General features: G+C 40.6%; 12 protein-coding genes and 2 pseudogenes. 7 read left to right on the top strand and 7 right to left on the bottom strand.

Annotated elements, in window-relative coordinates:
• Positions 1–12: 12 nt before the first annotated feature.
• Both B9T38_RS06040 and rubA read right to left on the bottom strand, forming a co-directional pair.
• Entirely contained in the window at positions 13–1,191 is a 1,179-nt protein-coding gene (locus tag B9T38_RS06040; protein ID WP_086195932.1) for an NAD(P)/FAD-dependent oxidoreductase, read from the bottom strand.
• Positions 1,192–1,264: 73 nt separating this feature from the next.
• Complete coding sequence (gene rubA / locus B9T38_RS06035; RefSeq protein WP_086195931.1) at positions 1,265–1,429, bottom strand: rubredoxin RubA; 165 nt, start codon at positions 1,427–1,429, stop codon at positions 1,265–1,267.
• Between the two features lie 521 nt (positions 1,430–1,950).
• Between rubA and B9T38_RS06030 the strand changes: the two genes are divergently transcribed.
• Entirely contained in the window at positions 1,951–2,493 is a 543-nt protein-coding gene (locus B9T38_RS06030; RefSeq protein ID WP_086176209.1) for an adenine phosphoribosyltransferase, read from the top strand.
• A gap of 41 nt (positions 2,494–2,534) precedes the next feature.
• On the opposite strand, the gene B9T38_RS06025 is transcribed toward B9T38_RS06030, so the two are convergent.
• A complete protein-coding gene (locus B9T38_RS06025) occupies positions 2,535–3,041 on the bottom strand; it encodes a YqiA/YcfP family alpha/beta fold hydrolase (protein ID WP_086195930.1) in 507 nt (168 codons plus the stop codon).
• Positions 3,042–3,827: 786 nt separating this feature from the next.
• Between B9T38_RS06025 and lysS the strand changes: the two genes are divergently transcribed.
• Positions 3,828–5,357, top strand: coding sequence for a lysine--tRNA ligase (lysS, locus tag B9T38_RS06015; protein ID WP_086195928.1), 1,530 nt, complete (start codon positions 3,828–3,830; stop codon positions 5,355–5,357).
• 336 nt (positions 5,358–5,693) lie between these two features.
• Here lysS and trpS read toward each other — a convergent pair whose 3' ends face one another.
• Positions 5,694–6,707 (bottom strand): tryptophan--tRNA ligase, encoded by a 1,014-nt coding sequence (trpS, locus tag B9T38_RS06010; protein ID WP_086195927.1) that lies wholly within the window; start codon positions 6,705–6,707, stop codon positions 5,694–5,696.
• A 198-nt stretch (positions 6,708–6,905) separates the two neighbouring features.
• Here trpS and B9T38_RS06005 point away from each other — a divergent pair, with 198 nt between their 5' ends.
• Positions 6,906–7,832 carry a DUF808 domain-containing protein gene (locus tag B9T38_RS06005; RefSeq protein ID WP_086195926.1) on the top strand — a complete coding sequence of 309 codons (927 nt, stop codon included), beginning with the start codon at positions 6,906–6,908 and terminating at the stop codon, positions 7,830–7,832.
• 51 nt (positions 7,833–7,883) lie between these two features.
• Positions 7,884–8,789 carry a KPN_02809 family neutral zinc metallopeptidase gene (gene ypfJ, locus B9T38_RS06000; protein ID WP_086195925.1) on the top strand — a complete coding sequence of 302 codons (906 nt, stop codon included), beginning with the start codon at positions 7,884–7,886 and terminating at the stop codon, positions 8,787–8,789.
• Between the two features lie 46 nt (positions 8,790–8,835).
• Here the strand turns inward: ypfJ and B9T38_RS05995 are convergent, their stop codons facing one another.
• The gene (locus tag B9T38_RS05995; protein WP_086195924.1) at positions 8,836–9,393 is read right to left on the bottom strand and encodes a hypothetical protein; all 558 of its coding nucleotides are present in this window, start codon (positions 9,391–9,393) and stop codon (positions 8,836–8,838) included.
• A gap of 237 nt (positions 9,394–9,630) precedes the next feature.
• On the opposite strand from B9T38_RS05995, the gene B9T38_RS05990 reads away from it, so the two are divergent.
• The gene (locus tag B9T38_RS05990; RefSeq protein WP_086195923.1) at positions 9,631–11,130 is read left to right on the top strand and encodes a cation:proton antiporter; all 1,500 of its coding nucleotides are present in this window, start codon (positions 9,631–9,633) and stop codon (positions 11,128–11,130) included.
• Positions 11,131–11,212: 82 nt separating this feature from the next.
• Positions 11,213–11,548 (top strand): MGMT family protein, encoded by a 336-nt coding sequence (locus tag B9T38_RS05985; RefSeq protein WP_086195922.1) that lies wholly within the window; start codon positions 11,213–11,215, stop codon positions 11,546–11,548.
• A 76-nt stretch (positions 11,549–11,624) separates the two neighbouring features.
• On the opposite strand, the gene B9T38_RS05980 is transcribed toward B9T38_RS05985, so the two are convergent.
• Positions 11,625–12,065 carry a universal stress protein gene (locus B9T38_RS05980; protein ID WP_086195921.1) on the bottom strand — a complete coding sequence of 147 codons (441 nt, stop codon included), beginning with the start codon at positions 12,063–12,065 and terminating at the stop codon, positions 11,625–11,627.
• A gap of 323 nt (positions 12,066–12,388) precedes the next feature.
• Between B9T38_RS05980 and B9T38_RS05975 the strand changes: the two are divergent.
• A pseudogene (locus tag B9T38_RS05975) lies at positions 12,389–12,964 on the top strand (P-loop NTPase fold protein); the annotation flags it as partial.
• Between the two features lie 32 nt (positions 12,965–12,996).
• Here B9T38_RS05975 and B9T38_RS05970 read toward each other — a convergent pair.
• Positions 12,997–13,185 (bottom strand): annotated as a pseudogene (locus B9T38_RS05970) (IS256 family transposase); the annotation flags it as partial.

The raw sequence follows: 13,185 nt of genomic DNA, 5'->3' as shown, positions 1-13,185 counted from the left end.
GGTATTAAAACCTTAAACTGCAGCAGGAATCAAGTCCGGCACCAGTTTGGTGAGAATCAAACGCTGTTTGGCAGCACTTGGTCCCAACAAGACAAAACCACGTAATGTATTTTCACTATCGAGCGCTTTAGCAATCATTCCATCTTCGAGTTCTTCTGTTTCCCAGTTTACATCAACGTCTACAGGTGCAGGAAGTACTGTCAGTGGTGCAGCAGGTGTTTTGACCGCAACCGGCATTGCCGGGTAATGCACGTGGGTTTTTTCACCATTTAAGGTTTTGGCTAAGGCACGTGCCTGTTGCATAATGGGCATGACATACGGCAATAACAAACCATTGACTTCGGCGCAGTCACCAATCGCATAGATATCTGCCTGGTTGGTTTCCAGATGACTATTGGTCAAAATACCGCGACTGCAATCAATATCAGCAGCTTTGGCTAACTCCAGATTCGGGTGTAAACCAATCGCAGAAAGTACAATGTCGGCAATCACAGACTGACCATTGGCTAACGTGATTTGATAATCGCCTTGTTCCACTTTGATGACTTTTTCAACTGTGGTGCCCAGAACGAAGTGAATGCCGGTATCCTCAAGTTTTTCCTGGAAAGATGTTGCAACATGGGCGGGTAATAGGCGGCCCAAAGGTTGAGGAGCCAAATCAATCACAGTCACCTGATGTTCCGTGTTTTGCAGGTCATTGGCAAACTCACAGCCAATCAGACCGGCACCTAAAATCACCACACGTTTATCGTGGTGTTGATCCAGATTTTTACGGAATGCCTTGTAGTCCTCTAAATTATTGACGACATGAATATCATCACTGCCATCGCCTGCAATTGCTACGCGAACAGGATGAGCACCCACTGCAAGAACCAGTTTGGCATAAGGCTGAGTACTTTGCTGACCATCTTTTTCTAAAATAAGCTGATGTTGGGCTGCTTGAATTTCTTTGACCCAAGTATGGGCTTCAATACGCATATTCAGTTGCGTTGCCATTTTAGCTGCATCGCCTAAAGCAATTTGTTCAGGTGCCTTGTTCCCAGCTAAAGCATTGGAAAGTGTCGGTTTGGCATAGTTTACCGCATCATCTGCACAGATCATGACCAGCTCATGCTCGGGATTAAGCTTGCGAAATTCACGTGCTGCGGTATAGCCGGCCATACCAGAACCAATGATGACGATAGGATGCATATTATTCTCCAGACTGTTTTTCTTTAATAAGACATAAAAAAAGACCATTCACTATGGTCTTTTGTATCAATAATCAGACTTCTACCATTTCGAAATCAACTTTTGATACACCACAGTCCGGGCAGGTCCAGTCATCCGGGATGTCTTCCCATTTGGTCCCTGCGACAATCCCATCTTGTGGCCAACCTTCAGCTTCGTCATAAATCCATCCACAAACGATGCATTGATATTTCTTCATTTGACTCTCCAAAACACTGACTTTTCAAAAATATGCGGTCAGTAATATTCCATATACCGTGTGACTCTATTGATATGACTTTCAATGTACACATTCAAGCAAATTTTTACGCAGTTCTATCTACAATGTAAAGCAAATATCGGAGTTTAAGGACAGAAATTGAAACCAGAATTGCTGAGAAGGACAAAACTGGTCTTTAAAGCATGAAAATAGGCAGAAGTGGAGCAATATAAATTAGCTTTCCTTTTTAAACAGTGCGACAAACAAAATTTTGGCTCCCAGCGTAGTTAAAGTGGATGAGGGGGGTATAGACTAAGGTCGTGCAGAAAAAAAAACCTGTATTTGTTATTCTATGATCAGATAAATCTATACCTATTATTTATTTAAAAAATTAAATAACTAAATCAGTAAGTTATAATTTTGTGATTATTTTTATTATGGTTTAAAAGTAAGCGCTGACTGGTCATAGGCCTAATAAAGCGTTAAAATTCATATATTCTCTTTTAAAATACTTTTCTCCCATGAGCAATCTGTCTACAACTTTGTGGTCTAATATTCGTACGGTTCAGGATTTCCCTAAACCAGGTATTTGTTTTTATGACTTGACTCCATTATTTATGGGAAACATTGAGTTATTAACCGATGCTTTAGTTGCCAGTATTCCTGCTGAAAAATTGGCAGAAGTCGACAGTTTTGTCGCAGTTGAAGCACGCGGTTTTGTACTTGCAAGTTTATTGGCGCAACGTTTGGGCAAAGGTTTATTGCTGGTTCGTAAAGCAGGAAAATTACCGCCACCAGTGGTTGGTGTCGGTTATAGTCTGGAATATGGCATGGACCGTCTGGAAATGTCGGCTGATGTTCAAGCGCAAAAAATCATTATCGTAGATGATGTGTTAGCCACTGGCGGTACGCTAAAAGCAGTCAAACAGTTAGTGAATAAATGCAAGCATGAAGTTTTAGGGGCAAGTGTTTTTCTGGATTTGCCAGATTTGCATAATGACCTGGGCTTAGATATTTGGTCTGTGTTAGATGAAAAATCGCAACCAGAACAAGCTGTTGCTTGATTAACGCATGTGAAAAAAGCCTTGGTTATTCCAAGGCTTTTTTATTTTTTCAGAAAATATGTCTGCATATGCAGAAGCAGGCCATTGATATTTTCTGGACTGGCTAAACGATGATGTCCACCTTCGACGGCCTGAACCTGCATATAGGGTTCGAGTTGCTGTTGTACAGCATACATATCCAGTTCTTCATCGCCTAATTCCAGATAGGCAATTTGTGCAATATCATGTTCCAGATCATCTTCGCTAATAGGTGGATAATCAGCACGAAAGTCTGGACTTAAGCTGGGATTGGCAATAATCGCCGGAATTTTGTATAGGACTGACATTTTCAAGGCCCAGTAAGCCCCCAAGCTATGGCCAATCAGAATTTCCGGTTGAATTTTGGCAATAATTTCCCGGTAAAAATTAGCGACGGTTTGAAAATTCAGGTTGCGATAATCTACATCGATACAATATTTATGATCGGCGTTAATAGCATGGAATCTGGCTGATTCACGTGAAGAATCGAGTCCATGCAAAAATAGGATTTTTAAAGGGCATGTCGTCATTTTTTTAGTTCATACTTTCTTTATTCACAAAGATAGACACAGTCGAATAGATTACTTTTCAACTATTTTTCTTGAATCTATTGTAAGTGACTTGGCTGAACAAAGAAGTTAGCTTTTGGTCTAAGGTGTATTTCAGATCAATCTAATGAACTTAATTTAAAAATAAATTATTTATTAAAAATAAATACTTGGTGTTATTGATTATTGAACTCAGTATTCAATAACAAAATGTAGTGATGGTGTAAAAAATGGTTTCTCTACTTTTATGGACAGCATGTTTTGGAGCGTTGGCCACGCTATGGAAACATGAAGTTATGCAATTTTAATTGCAGCCTCTACCTTAAAAGTACGGCAGGTATATGGCCTCCTTAGCTATAGCCAATGGACCTACGGCAACGGTATGGTTGCTACGATTGAGCGTTGGGAGGAGTTGAAGGTGGTGATCTTTAAACATTTAGCTAGGGTTTGAGAGAGTATTGAAGATTTGGAAGGTGAAGAAGTTAAAAAATGGAAGAGTGCTTTAAAGAAATATGTTCTGGAGCAGATAGATGGAAAAAACATACTCAGGGTGAATGTAGATAGGTCTAAAGACTATCGGGAAATGATGGAAAACGGGTTTAAAAGGGTTGTGAGAGTGTTAAACAGCTTACTAAAGCCTAGCCAGATGAAGTAAAGAACCCGGCTTTTAGCAAATCAGTGCATTTGTATAGCAATAAGACATTCGAAATTTGCACTAAATCTGCTATGCTATGCAACTTCCGTTTTTTACACATATTCGAGGCAGAGATGACGCAACATAACGCTCAATCGACTTCTGAACCACACATTTCCGAAAACGATTTAATTGCACAGCGTCATGCCAAGTTAAAGCAGATTCAAGACCACGCAAAAGAAACTGGTATTAGTCCATGGCCAAACGCGTTTAAGCGTGAGCACTATGCACAAGATTTACAAGACCAATTTGCTGAAAAATCTAAAGAAGAAATTGAAGCTGGCGAACACGTCCATGTAAAAGTAGCTGGTCGCGTGATGTTGAACCGCGGGTCATTCATCGTGATCCAGGACATGACTGGCCGTATTCAGCTTTATGTTGCACGTAAAGAACTTGCACCTGAAGTACTGGAAACCATCAAGAGCCTGGACCTGGGCGATATCATTGCAGTTGAAGGTTATATCGGCCGTTCCGGTAAAGGTGACCTGTATGTACACATCGAGAAATTTGAACTTTTAACCAAGTCACTGCGTCCACTTCCAGACAAATTCCATGGTTTAACCGATACCGAAGTGAAGTACCGTAAACGTTACCTGGATTTAATCGTAAACGAAGAAACCCGTAAAACCTTTGAAATTCGTGCCAAAGTGGTTTCTGGGATTCGTGCCTATTTAAGCAATGAACGCTTCATGGAAGTGGAAACGCCAATGATGCATGTAATTCCAGGCGGTGCTTCTGCGCGTCCATTTGAAACACATCATAATGCCTTAGACATGCCGTTATTCTTGCGTATTGCACCTGAGCTTTACCTGAAACGTTTGGTGGTCGGTGGTTTTGAGCGTGTGTTCGAGATTAACCGTAACTTCCGTAATGAAGGGGTTTCAACCCGTCATAACCCGGAATTCACCATGATTGAATTCTATCAGGCTTATGCAGACTATAAAGATTTGATGGCTTTAACTGAAAATATGCTTGAGAAACTGGCGCTAGATATTCTGGGTACGACAGACGTTCCTTACGGCGAAGAAGTGTATAGCTTCAAGGGTCCATTCAAGAAAATTTCCATGTTTGATGCCATTCTGGAACATAATCCGCAGTTTACGCCTGAAAATGTCAATGACCGTGAATTCCTGGCTAAATTTGTTCAGGAAGAGCTGAAAGAACAGGTGAAACCTGGTTTCGGTCTGGGTAAACTTCAAACCATCGTATTTGAAGAAACCGTTGAAACAAAGCTGCGTCAACCGACATTCATTACCGAATATCCAGCGGAAACTTCCCCATTGGCACGCCGTAATGATGAAAATCCGCACATTACTGACCGTTTTGAATTCTTTATTGGTGGTCGTGAGCTGGCGAATGGTTTCTCTGAATTGAATGACCCGATTGACCAGGCAGAGCGATTCCAGGCACAGGTAGCTGAAAAAGATGCCGGCGATGATGAAGCGATGCACTTCGATGCAGACTTTATTGAAGCACTTGAATACGGTCTTCCTCCTACAGCAGGCGAGGGTATTGGTATTGACCGTTTAGTGATGATTTTTGCCAATGCACCAAGCATCCGTGACGTGATTTTGTTCCCGCATATGCGTCATAAACATGCATAAGTGGTGAAGATTAAAAACCCGCTTCATGCGGGTTTTTTATTGCCTGAAGCTTATGATGGCTTGAAAATCAGGCAAAAAAAATACGCAATGATTGGGGTGATCATTGCGTAGAACAACGAATCTGTTTGCACAGTTCGGTTAAGGAGAATGTTAGAACTAGGGGTAGCTCTAAGCATTTAAGACATCTTAAAATGAATGCTGAGTCATTTCATGATGCTTTCAGTTAAGTTGTGTTAATTCAGGTTAATCACTCTGGGTTAGTGTGATTGATTGCTCATTTTTTTAGCTATAAAAAAGCCCCTCTAGAAAAGAAGGGCTTTTAAAAATATACAGTGTTTAGAAGTGGAAAACGCCAAGTCCTGCTTTCACTTCATCAAGCGTTTGCTGGGTAATATCACGGCACTTGTCAGTCCCGGTTTTTAGAATATCCATGATGTAGTCAGGATCTTTCTGTAATTCCATACGACGTTCACGAATAGGGCCAATCAGTTCTTTCAAAATGCCTTCAAGACGTTTTTTCACCGTACCATCGCCCAAACCGCCACGACGATAATGTGCTTTTAACTCTTCCAGCTCTTCTTTGTTGGTATCAAATGCATCTAGGTAAGTAAATACCACGTTGCCTTCCACCTGACCTGGATCTTCAATACGCAAATGATTTGGATCGGTATACATGGCATTCACAGCTTTTTTGATGTCCTTGTCAGATGCATCCAGCACAATGGTATTGCCCAAAGACTTCGACATTTTTGCTTTACCGTCGAAACCTGGTAAACGACCAACATTGGAAAGCAGTGCCTTACATTCAGGTAAAATCTCGCGACCAATCTGACGGTTTAAACGACGCACGATTTCGTTGGTCTGTTCGATCATTGGAATTTGGTCTTCGCCCACAGGTACGACAGTGGCTTTAAATGCTGTAATGTCAGCGGCTTGTGCTACAGGGTAACACAGGAAACCTGCCGGAATATCGCGCTCAAAACCGCGCATCTGAATTTCAGATTTAATGGTCGGGTTACGCTCTAAACGAGATACAGTGACAAAGTTTAAATACAACATGGTCAGTTCATTCAGTGCTGGCAAGCAGGACTGAACACAGATCGTGGTTTTGGTCGGGTCAATACCTACAGCCAAATAATCTGTTGCCACTTCAATAATATTACGGCGTACTTTTTCAAAGTTATCGGCGTTGTCGGTTAAAGCTTGGGCATCAGCAAGAAGGAGATGTTGATGGTGAGAATCCTGTAAACCTACGCGTGAACGTAAAGAACCTACAAAATGACCTAAATGAAGTTGTCCGGTTGGGCGGTCGCCAGTCAAAATAACAGGACGATTGTCTTGATTACTCATTATCTCTCTATTCCAAAGTAGTGAACACTACATACTTATATGCTGATGTATTGCCTTATTGTACGGCATAATGTTTTTGAATGTCAGGCACTATAAAAACAGATCATTGAAAAAATAAGAACAATTTAATGATGTGGATACAGTTTTTTTGAATCTTTCTCTTTAAAATAGCCGATAGAACCTTTAGGGATAACAGGAATGGCGAGTAGTTTATTAATATTATTAGATGATATTGCAACTGTTTTAGACGACGTTGCTGTCATGAGTAAAATGGCGGCAAAAAAAACCGCAGGCGTATTGGGTGATGATCTGGCACTCAATGCCCAACAGGTGAGTGGCGTGCGTGCAGAGCGTGAGCTGCCTGTGGTTTGGGGGGTAGCCAAAGGCTCTTTTGTGAATAAGCTGATTCTGGTGCCTTTGGCGTTACTGATTAGTGTGATCGCGCCGTGGCTGATCAATCCGTTATTGATGGTTGGTGGTCTGTTCCTGTGTTATGAAGGGGTAGAAAAAGTACTGCACAGTTTGCAGCATAAAAAAGCTACGACGGAAGAAGCAGCTGAAGCAGAATTCAATGCCATTGAAACCGATTTGGCCAAGTTCGAGAAAGAAAAAATCAAAGGTGCGATTCGTACCGACTTTATTTTGTCTGCTGAAATTGTGGTGATTTCATTGGGTACCGTGGCAACAGCTGCTTTTGGTACTAAGGTGATGGTGCTTTCAGCGATTGCGATTATCATGACCATTGGGGTATATGGTTTTGTCGCCATGATTGTCAAAATTGATGATTTGGGATTGTACTTAACCAAGCAGGCATCGGGTTTCAAGCAAACTGTGGGACGCGGTTTGCTGGCGTTTGCCCCAAAACTGATGAAAACTTTGACCATTGTCGGAACCATTGCCATGTTCCTAGTGGGTGGCGGAATTATTACTCATACCATTCCATGGTTTCATCATTTCACTGAAGATTCGGTCGATTATGTACAACACCTTCCTTCAATGGGCAATATTATTGGTGCAGTGACCCCGACCTTAATTAATCTGGGGATTGGTTTTGTTGCTGGATTGTTAGTTTTAATTATGGTTAGCGTTATTCAGAAGATGAAGTCCAAGTCAAAACAGGCTTAATGATGAAAAAGCTCGCTAAAATAGATTGAGCTAATTCTAAGGAAAAGCACTATGCGCTGGAAAGGACGTCGAATCAGTAGCAATGTAGAAGACCGTCGTGGTGGTGGCGGAGCTAAAGCAGGTGGGATTAGTATCTTGGGGCTGATCGTCGCATTCGTGGCCTGGAAGTTTTTTGGAGTTGATCCTCAACAAGCCTATCAGTCCACCAAACAGGTCACTTCACAATCACAACCGGCTGAAACCAGAGGTTTGGAGAATCCAAGCCCAGAACAGCAGGAAGCCATGGATTTTGTCGGTACCGTATTGGCAGATACCGAAGATACCTGGTCGCAAGTGTTCCAGCAGCAGCTTAATGCGCAGTATGCCGCACCGAAACTGGTGATGTTTAATGGCATCGTGGATTCGGGCTGCGGTACCGCACAATCTGCCATGGGGCCTTTCTATTGTCCTTCAGATCAGAAAGTGTATATCGATACGGCTTTCTTTAAGGATATGCGTCAGCAAATGGGTATTTCCGGTGAGCAAAACAGCACGGAATTGTCCCGCCAGGATCAGGCCGGTGATTTTGCCCAGGCTTATGTGGTGGCTCATGAAGTGGGACATCATCTGCAAACGCTGTTAGGTATTTCAGCACAAGTGCAAAAAGCCCGTGCCCAATCGAGTGAAGTGCAAGGTAACCAGCTTTCTGTACGTCAGGAATTACAGGCAGACTGTTTTGCCGGGATTTGGGCGTATCATAACCAGCAACGAACCCAGTTTCTGGAGCAGGGCGATATTGAAGAAGCTATGGATGCAGCGCATAAGATTGGTGATGACTATTTACAGAAACGTGCGACCGGGCAGGTGGTACCCGATAGTTTTACTCATGGCAGCAGCCAGCAGCGCATGAAATGGTTTGAAACCGGTTTGAAATCGGGAAATATCAACGATTGTGATACTTTTAATCAAGCCATTTAAATAGAAATGAGACATTAAAAAAGAGGATTTAATATCCTCTTTTTTGTTAACCATGAATAAACTGTTTAAAGTTTCGGATAATTCGAATCGATACATACAGTGCTGCCAATGCAAACAGTGCCATACTAAACAGGTGATATTTTAAATCTGAAATATCAGTCTGATAAAATTGCTCAATTTGCGGCTTGGAATAAGACCATTGCTGCTGCTTTTGGGTCAGGCTATTTTTATAATTGATTTGCTGGATATAGAATTGCTGCCCAATTTTTAATAGCTCTAATTGCTGGATTTGTCGGGTATGGGACTGGTTATATTCATTTGTACAAATATCTTGCAGATAATGCTGGCAGTTTAATTTGGCAATATAACCATTCTGTGCGATCACAATATAAATGGCCTGATCCGGGCGTTGATTATTCGAGACCAGCACCAGTTGTTTGTCAGGTGTAGATTTTAAGGAAATCTGCGTAGCGTACTGAAAAGCTTGATCTGCTTTTATAATTTCTCGGCTTTTTGAAAAAATACTCAAAAATAAAGTCAAGGTAATAAGAAAAATGATCCCTGCAAAAAAAAGCCGAAATATGGTTTTAACTGTTTGATGCATGGTTAAATTCAACTTAATGTAGAGAGAAATGAAAGAAACGAGGAGATACTAAATAAATGGATCTTGGGCTATGTTAAATCATTGCTAAAAATATGTAAAAAAACTTAACTATTTTGTGGGTCAAAGAAAAAATGGTTAAACTGATTCGGTGAATAAATAGTATTGAATTAAATATTTATTTGGAAATGGTGGGATGCGTTCGCTTTATTCCAATCAATCGCTCAAATTGGAACTTTAATGGGAAATTTCTTTTTTCTTCAGGTCTTTACAGTTATTTTTGCGCTTTCAATTGCAACGACTATTTTTAATAAGCGTATTTTAGGTTTCCCACAGGCGATAGGTGTACCCATTGTTTCAGCAATTTTCGTCTTTATTTTACAATGGGGTGCCAGTTTACTCAGTGGCAACAAGTTCATCACCATTAATATTCACAATATTGAAGAAGCAGTTCGTCATATTGATTTCTATGATTTTTTAATCAATGGTGTGATCTGTTTTATCCTGACCTCTTCCGCTTTAAAATTTAAAGTGTCCGATTTAAAAAGCCACTGGAAGCCGATCAGTATATTGGCCAGTATTGCACTGGTACTGTGTGCGGTGTTTTTTGGTGTTACTTTATATGGCTATCAATTCCTGATTGGCAAGCATGTCGATTTACTGGTGCTTTTACTGTTAGGCGCTGCACTGGGTGCGACTGACCCGATCGGAATTAAAGGTGTACTCAGTTCGGTACGTGCACCGCATCACCTGATGGTTAAACTGGAAGGTGAATCACTGTTTAATGATGCCATGTGTATCGCCGTATTCATGACTTTATTATATGTATTGCAGGGTGAACATTTTACCATTGTGGGTACGTTGCAAACTTTGCTTTACGAGATTGTGGTGGCCATAATTATTGGCTGGGGTTTTGGTCTGGGCATTTTAAGACTGCTTCGTGGCAAACACGAAATGGAATCTTTGATTTTAACCACCGCATTGCTGGCTTGTGGTTCATACTTGGTGGCTTTATTTGCCCATGCTTCGGCACCAATTGCCTGTGTGATTGGTGGTTTGGTGGTTGGGAATAAGTGGAAGGAAATTTTACAGGAACGTGAAATTCGTGAAGTCAATCATTTCTGGCATACGGTTGAAGGAATCATCAATTCCTTCTTGTTCACCTTGATTGGTTTGGAACTGTTTATTCTGGATTTAAGCATCAGCCTGATTTTAGGCGGTATTGTGGCGTTCCTGATTCTGCATGCTTCGCGCTTTGCTGCCAACTATCTGTCCTTTGCCTTTTTTCCGAACTTTAGAAACAAAAGCTATAATGGTAGTTTAGCAATTTTATCATGGGGTGGGGTACGTGGCGGAATCTCGCTTGCCTTGATTCTGGCGGTGGCGAATATTCCTGAACTCAGTGAGTACAGCAGTATCCTGGTAGGCTATACCTTTATTGCCGTTCTACTTTCCGGCGTAGTCTGTGGACTGGGTTTGCCTGCGGTCATGAATGCCTTTTATTATAACCCCAATGAAGAAACCACGGGTTTTAAGGGCTGGTATCAACGCTTGTGTCATAAAATGAATCGCAAAGGCTTTCAGTATATTGTCGGTGAAGATACCAACGGCAATGAAACTATTACCGTATATAACCCGGATGCCTTAATTGATAAAAAAGCCGAAGATGGTGTTGCAGTCATGCATAATCCAGAGAAGGTGCAAGTGGTGAAACGTTTGGAAAGTCCGGATAATTTCTAAGCGTAAAACACGGATAAAAGAAGCTCATAACGGGCTTTTTTTATAGCTTGAAAGTTTAAATGGGATGATTTAGGGAGCTTATATGCCAGAACATTCAGGTCGCTCCAGTGATGAGTTGGCGCGTCAAATTCTGCAAGTGGTTGCCTTAATTCCATATGCTAAAGTGGCCAGTTATGGGCAGATTGCCCGTATGGCAGGTTTGCCCAAACATGCGCGTTTAGTCGGTTATGTATTAAAGCATCTGGAGGCAGAGGCGGATATTCCCTGGCATAGGGTTATCAACTCTCAAGGAAAAATTAGCCTAAGCAAATTAAATGAAAGCGGAGAAAATATTCAACGATTAAAATTAGTGGCAGAAGGGGTAATGGTGATTGGAGATAAAATTAATTTAAAACAATATCAGTGGATGAATAGTTGATAGAAGCTGTAGGTAGATTGATTATCGGAATAAAATTTTCCCACCTTTAGTTAAAGATGGGAAATATAATGGAATATTATTGGCGAACAATCAGCACCGGAATATGAGATTCTCCGAGTACGCTTTGAGCAACGCTACCCAGGAACAATTTTTTCAGACCTGTACGGCCATGTGAACCAATGATGATCAAATCAGCATGGCTATCTTCAGCAGCTCTCACAATTTCACGGTGAATCACTTGTCCTTCAAGAAGTTTAGTTTCCACCTCAAGGCCTTGTTCATTGAATTTTGCCTTTGCTGTTGCTAGCGAATCAACAATCGCATTACGAGCACGTTCAATCAAGTCATTGGTTTGGCTAGCAGAAATGTATTCTGCTGCGATATACGGATCAAGTGCTAAAACTTGAACTACTGTAATTTTACTGCCAAATGCTTTAGCAAACTCAGCTGCTTTGGCCACTGCTGCATAAGCTGTTTCTGAACCGTCAACTGGTACTAAGATATTTTGATAAGCCATGTGTATTTCTCCTTATAATCCTTACTAAAATGTATCGTATTAAGACTAGAACTTCTTGTTCAATAAAAACGTTTGAAATTTGATACTAGCTGTATTTCTATTAAAATAAAACCTAGTAATTTCATGGGGATAATTTATTCCCTAAAACAATTTTATAATTTAATCTATCATGATTTTGTTTAAAAACTAGCGGGCTTAAAACTAAAGTCTGAGGAAATTGTAAGCAGATTTTTTATTTGCAACCATCTGTAAAAATAGATGTGAACAGTTCTTTAAAATTGTCATATCATAAATGTAGTAACTTATTAATAATGAATTAAAAAATGCATGAAAAAGATCAATTAAATTGGCAACGTGACAATTTTGAAAATATTAATGAAGCCTGGGAAGGAGATTTATGGGATCGGAAACGTTTAGGGGAACAACTGACTAACTATGTAGATCGTTTGCAATGCGGTGCGGTATTGGCTTTGGATGCACGTTGGGGTGAAGGTAAAACATGGTTTGTTCGGCATTGGGCTAAACATTTAAGTGATACGGATCATAATGTGATTTATCTGGACGCTTTTGCAAATGATTATTTAGATGATCCTTTTTTAGTGATTAGTTCTGAGATCACAAGTTGTTTATCTAAAGATTGTGATCTTGACCAAAAACATATAGATGCTTTTAAAGGAAAAGCTGCAGCTGCATATCACGCATTGTTACCTAGTTTACCTAAGGTTCTATTAACTTTAGGATTGAATTTAATTAGTGGTGGAGTTTTAGGTACAGCTGTACAAGAGGCTTATAAGGTTGGAGAGAAAGCTGTTGAGTCTGCAACTGATGAAATAGGCGATAAAATAAAAGAAAGCATTGAAGAAAAAATAGAAGCACATGAAGCAGATAAAAAGAGCCTGTAAATAATTTTGTGTAATTGCTTTTCATAAATTTAAAGGTGATTGCTTAAGCGGTCACCGAATTCAATAATAAAGCGGCTCATGGCTAAACGCCAGTCGCGAATAGGCATATTCCACTTTTTAGACGCTGCATCAATTGCCAGGTAAATCACTTTACGTACAGAATCATCCGTTGGAAAGACTTTACGTTTTTTGATCGCTTGGCGTATTACGCTGTTTAA

The sequence above is a fragment of the Acinetobacter sp. ANC 4218 genome (genome assembly GCF_002135245.1).
Taxonomy (GTDB): Bacteria; Pseudomonadota; Gammaproteobacteria; order Pseudomonadales; family Moraxellaceae; genus Acinetobacter.
This window is presented reverse-complemented; position numbering and strand designations above follow the sequence as displayed.

Coding starts and splice junctions, on each gene's coding strand:
- B9T38_RS06030 (WP_086176209.1), top strand. CDS start 1,951: ATGAGCAATCTGTCTACAACTTTGTGGTCTAATATTCGTACGGTTCAG.
- B9T38_RS05980 (WP_086195921.1), bottom strand. CDS start 12,065: ATGGCTTATCAAAATATCTTAGTACCAGTTGACGGTTCAGAAACAGCT.
- B9T38_RS05985 (WP_086195922.1), top strand. CDS start 11,213: ATGCCAGAACATTCAGGTCGCTCCAGTGATGAGTTGGCGCGTCAAATT.
- B9T38_RS06005 (WP_086195926.1), top strand. CDS start 6,906: ATGGCGAGTAGTTTATTAATATTATTAGATGATATTGCAACTGTTTTA.
- B9T38_RS06040 (WP_086195932.1), bottom strand. CDS start 1,191: ATGCATCCTATCGTCATCATTGGTTCTGGTATGGCCGGCTATACCGCA.
- rubA (WP_086195931.1), bottom strand. CDS start 1,429: ATGAAGAAATATCAATGCATCGTTTGTGGATGGATTTATGACGAAGCT.
- B9T38_RS05990 (WP_086195923.1), top strand. CDS start 9,631: ATGGGAAATTTCTTTTTTCTTCAGGTCTTTACAGTTATTTTTGCGCTT.
- B9T38_RS06025 (WP_086195930.1), bottom strand. CDS start 3,041: ATGACGACATGCCCTTTAAAAATCCTATTTTTGCATGGACTCGATTCT.
- ypfJ (WP_086195925.1), top strand. CDS start 7,884: ATGCGCTGGAAAGGACGTCGAATCAGTAGCAATGTAGAAGACCGTCGT.
- trpS (WP_086195927.1), bottom strand. CDS start 6,707: ATGAGTAATCAAGACAATCGTCCTGTTATTTTGACTGGCGACCGCCCA.
- B9T38_RS05995 (WP_086195924.1), bottom strand. CDS start 9,393: ATGCATCAAACAGTTAAAACCATATTTCGGCTTTTTTTTGCAGGGATC.
- lysS (WP_086195928.1), top strand. CDS start 3,828: ATGACGCAACATAACGCTCAATCGACTTCTGAACCACACATTTCCGAA.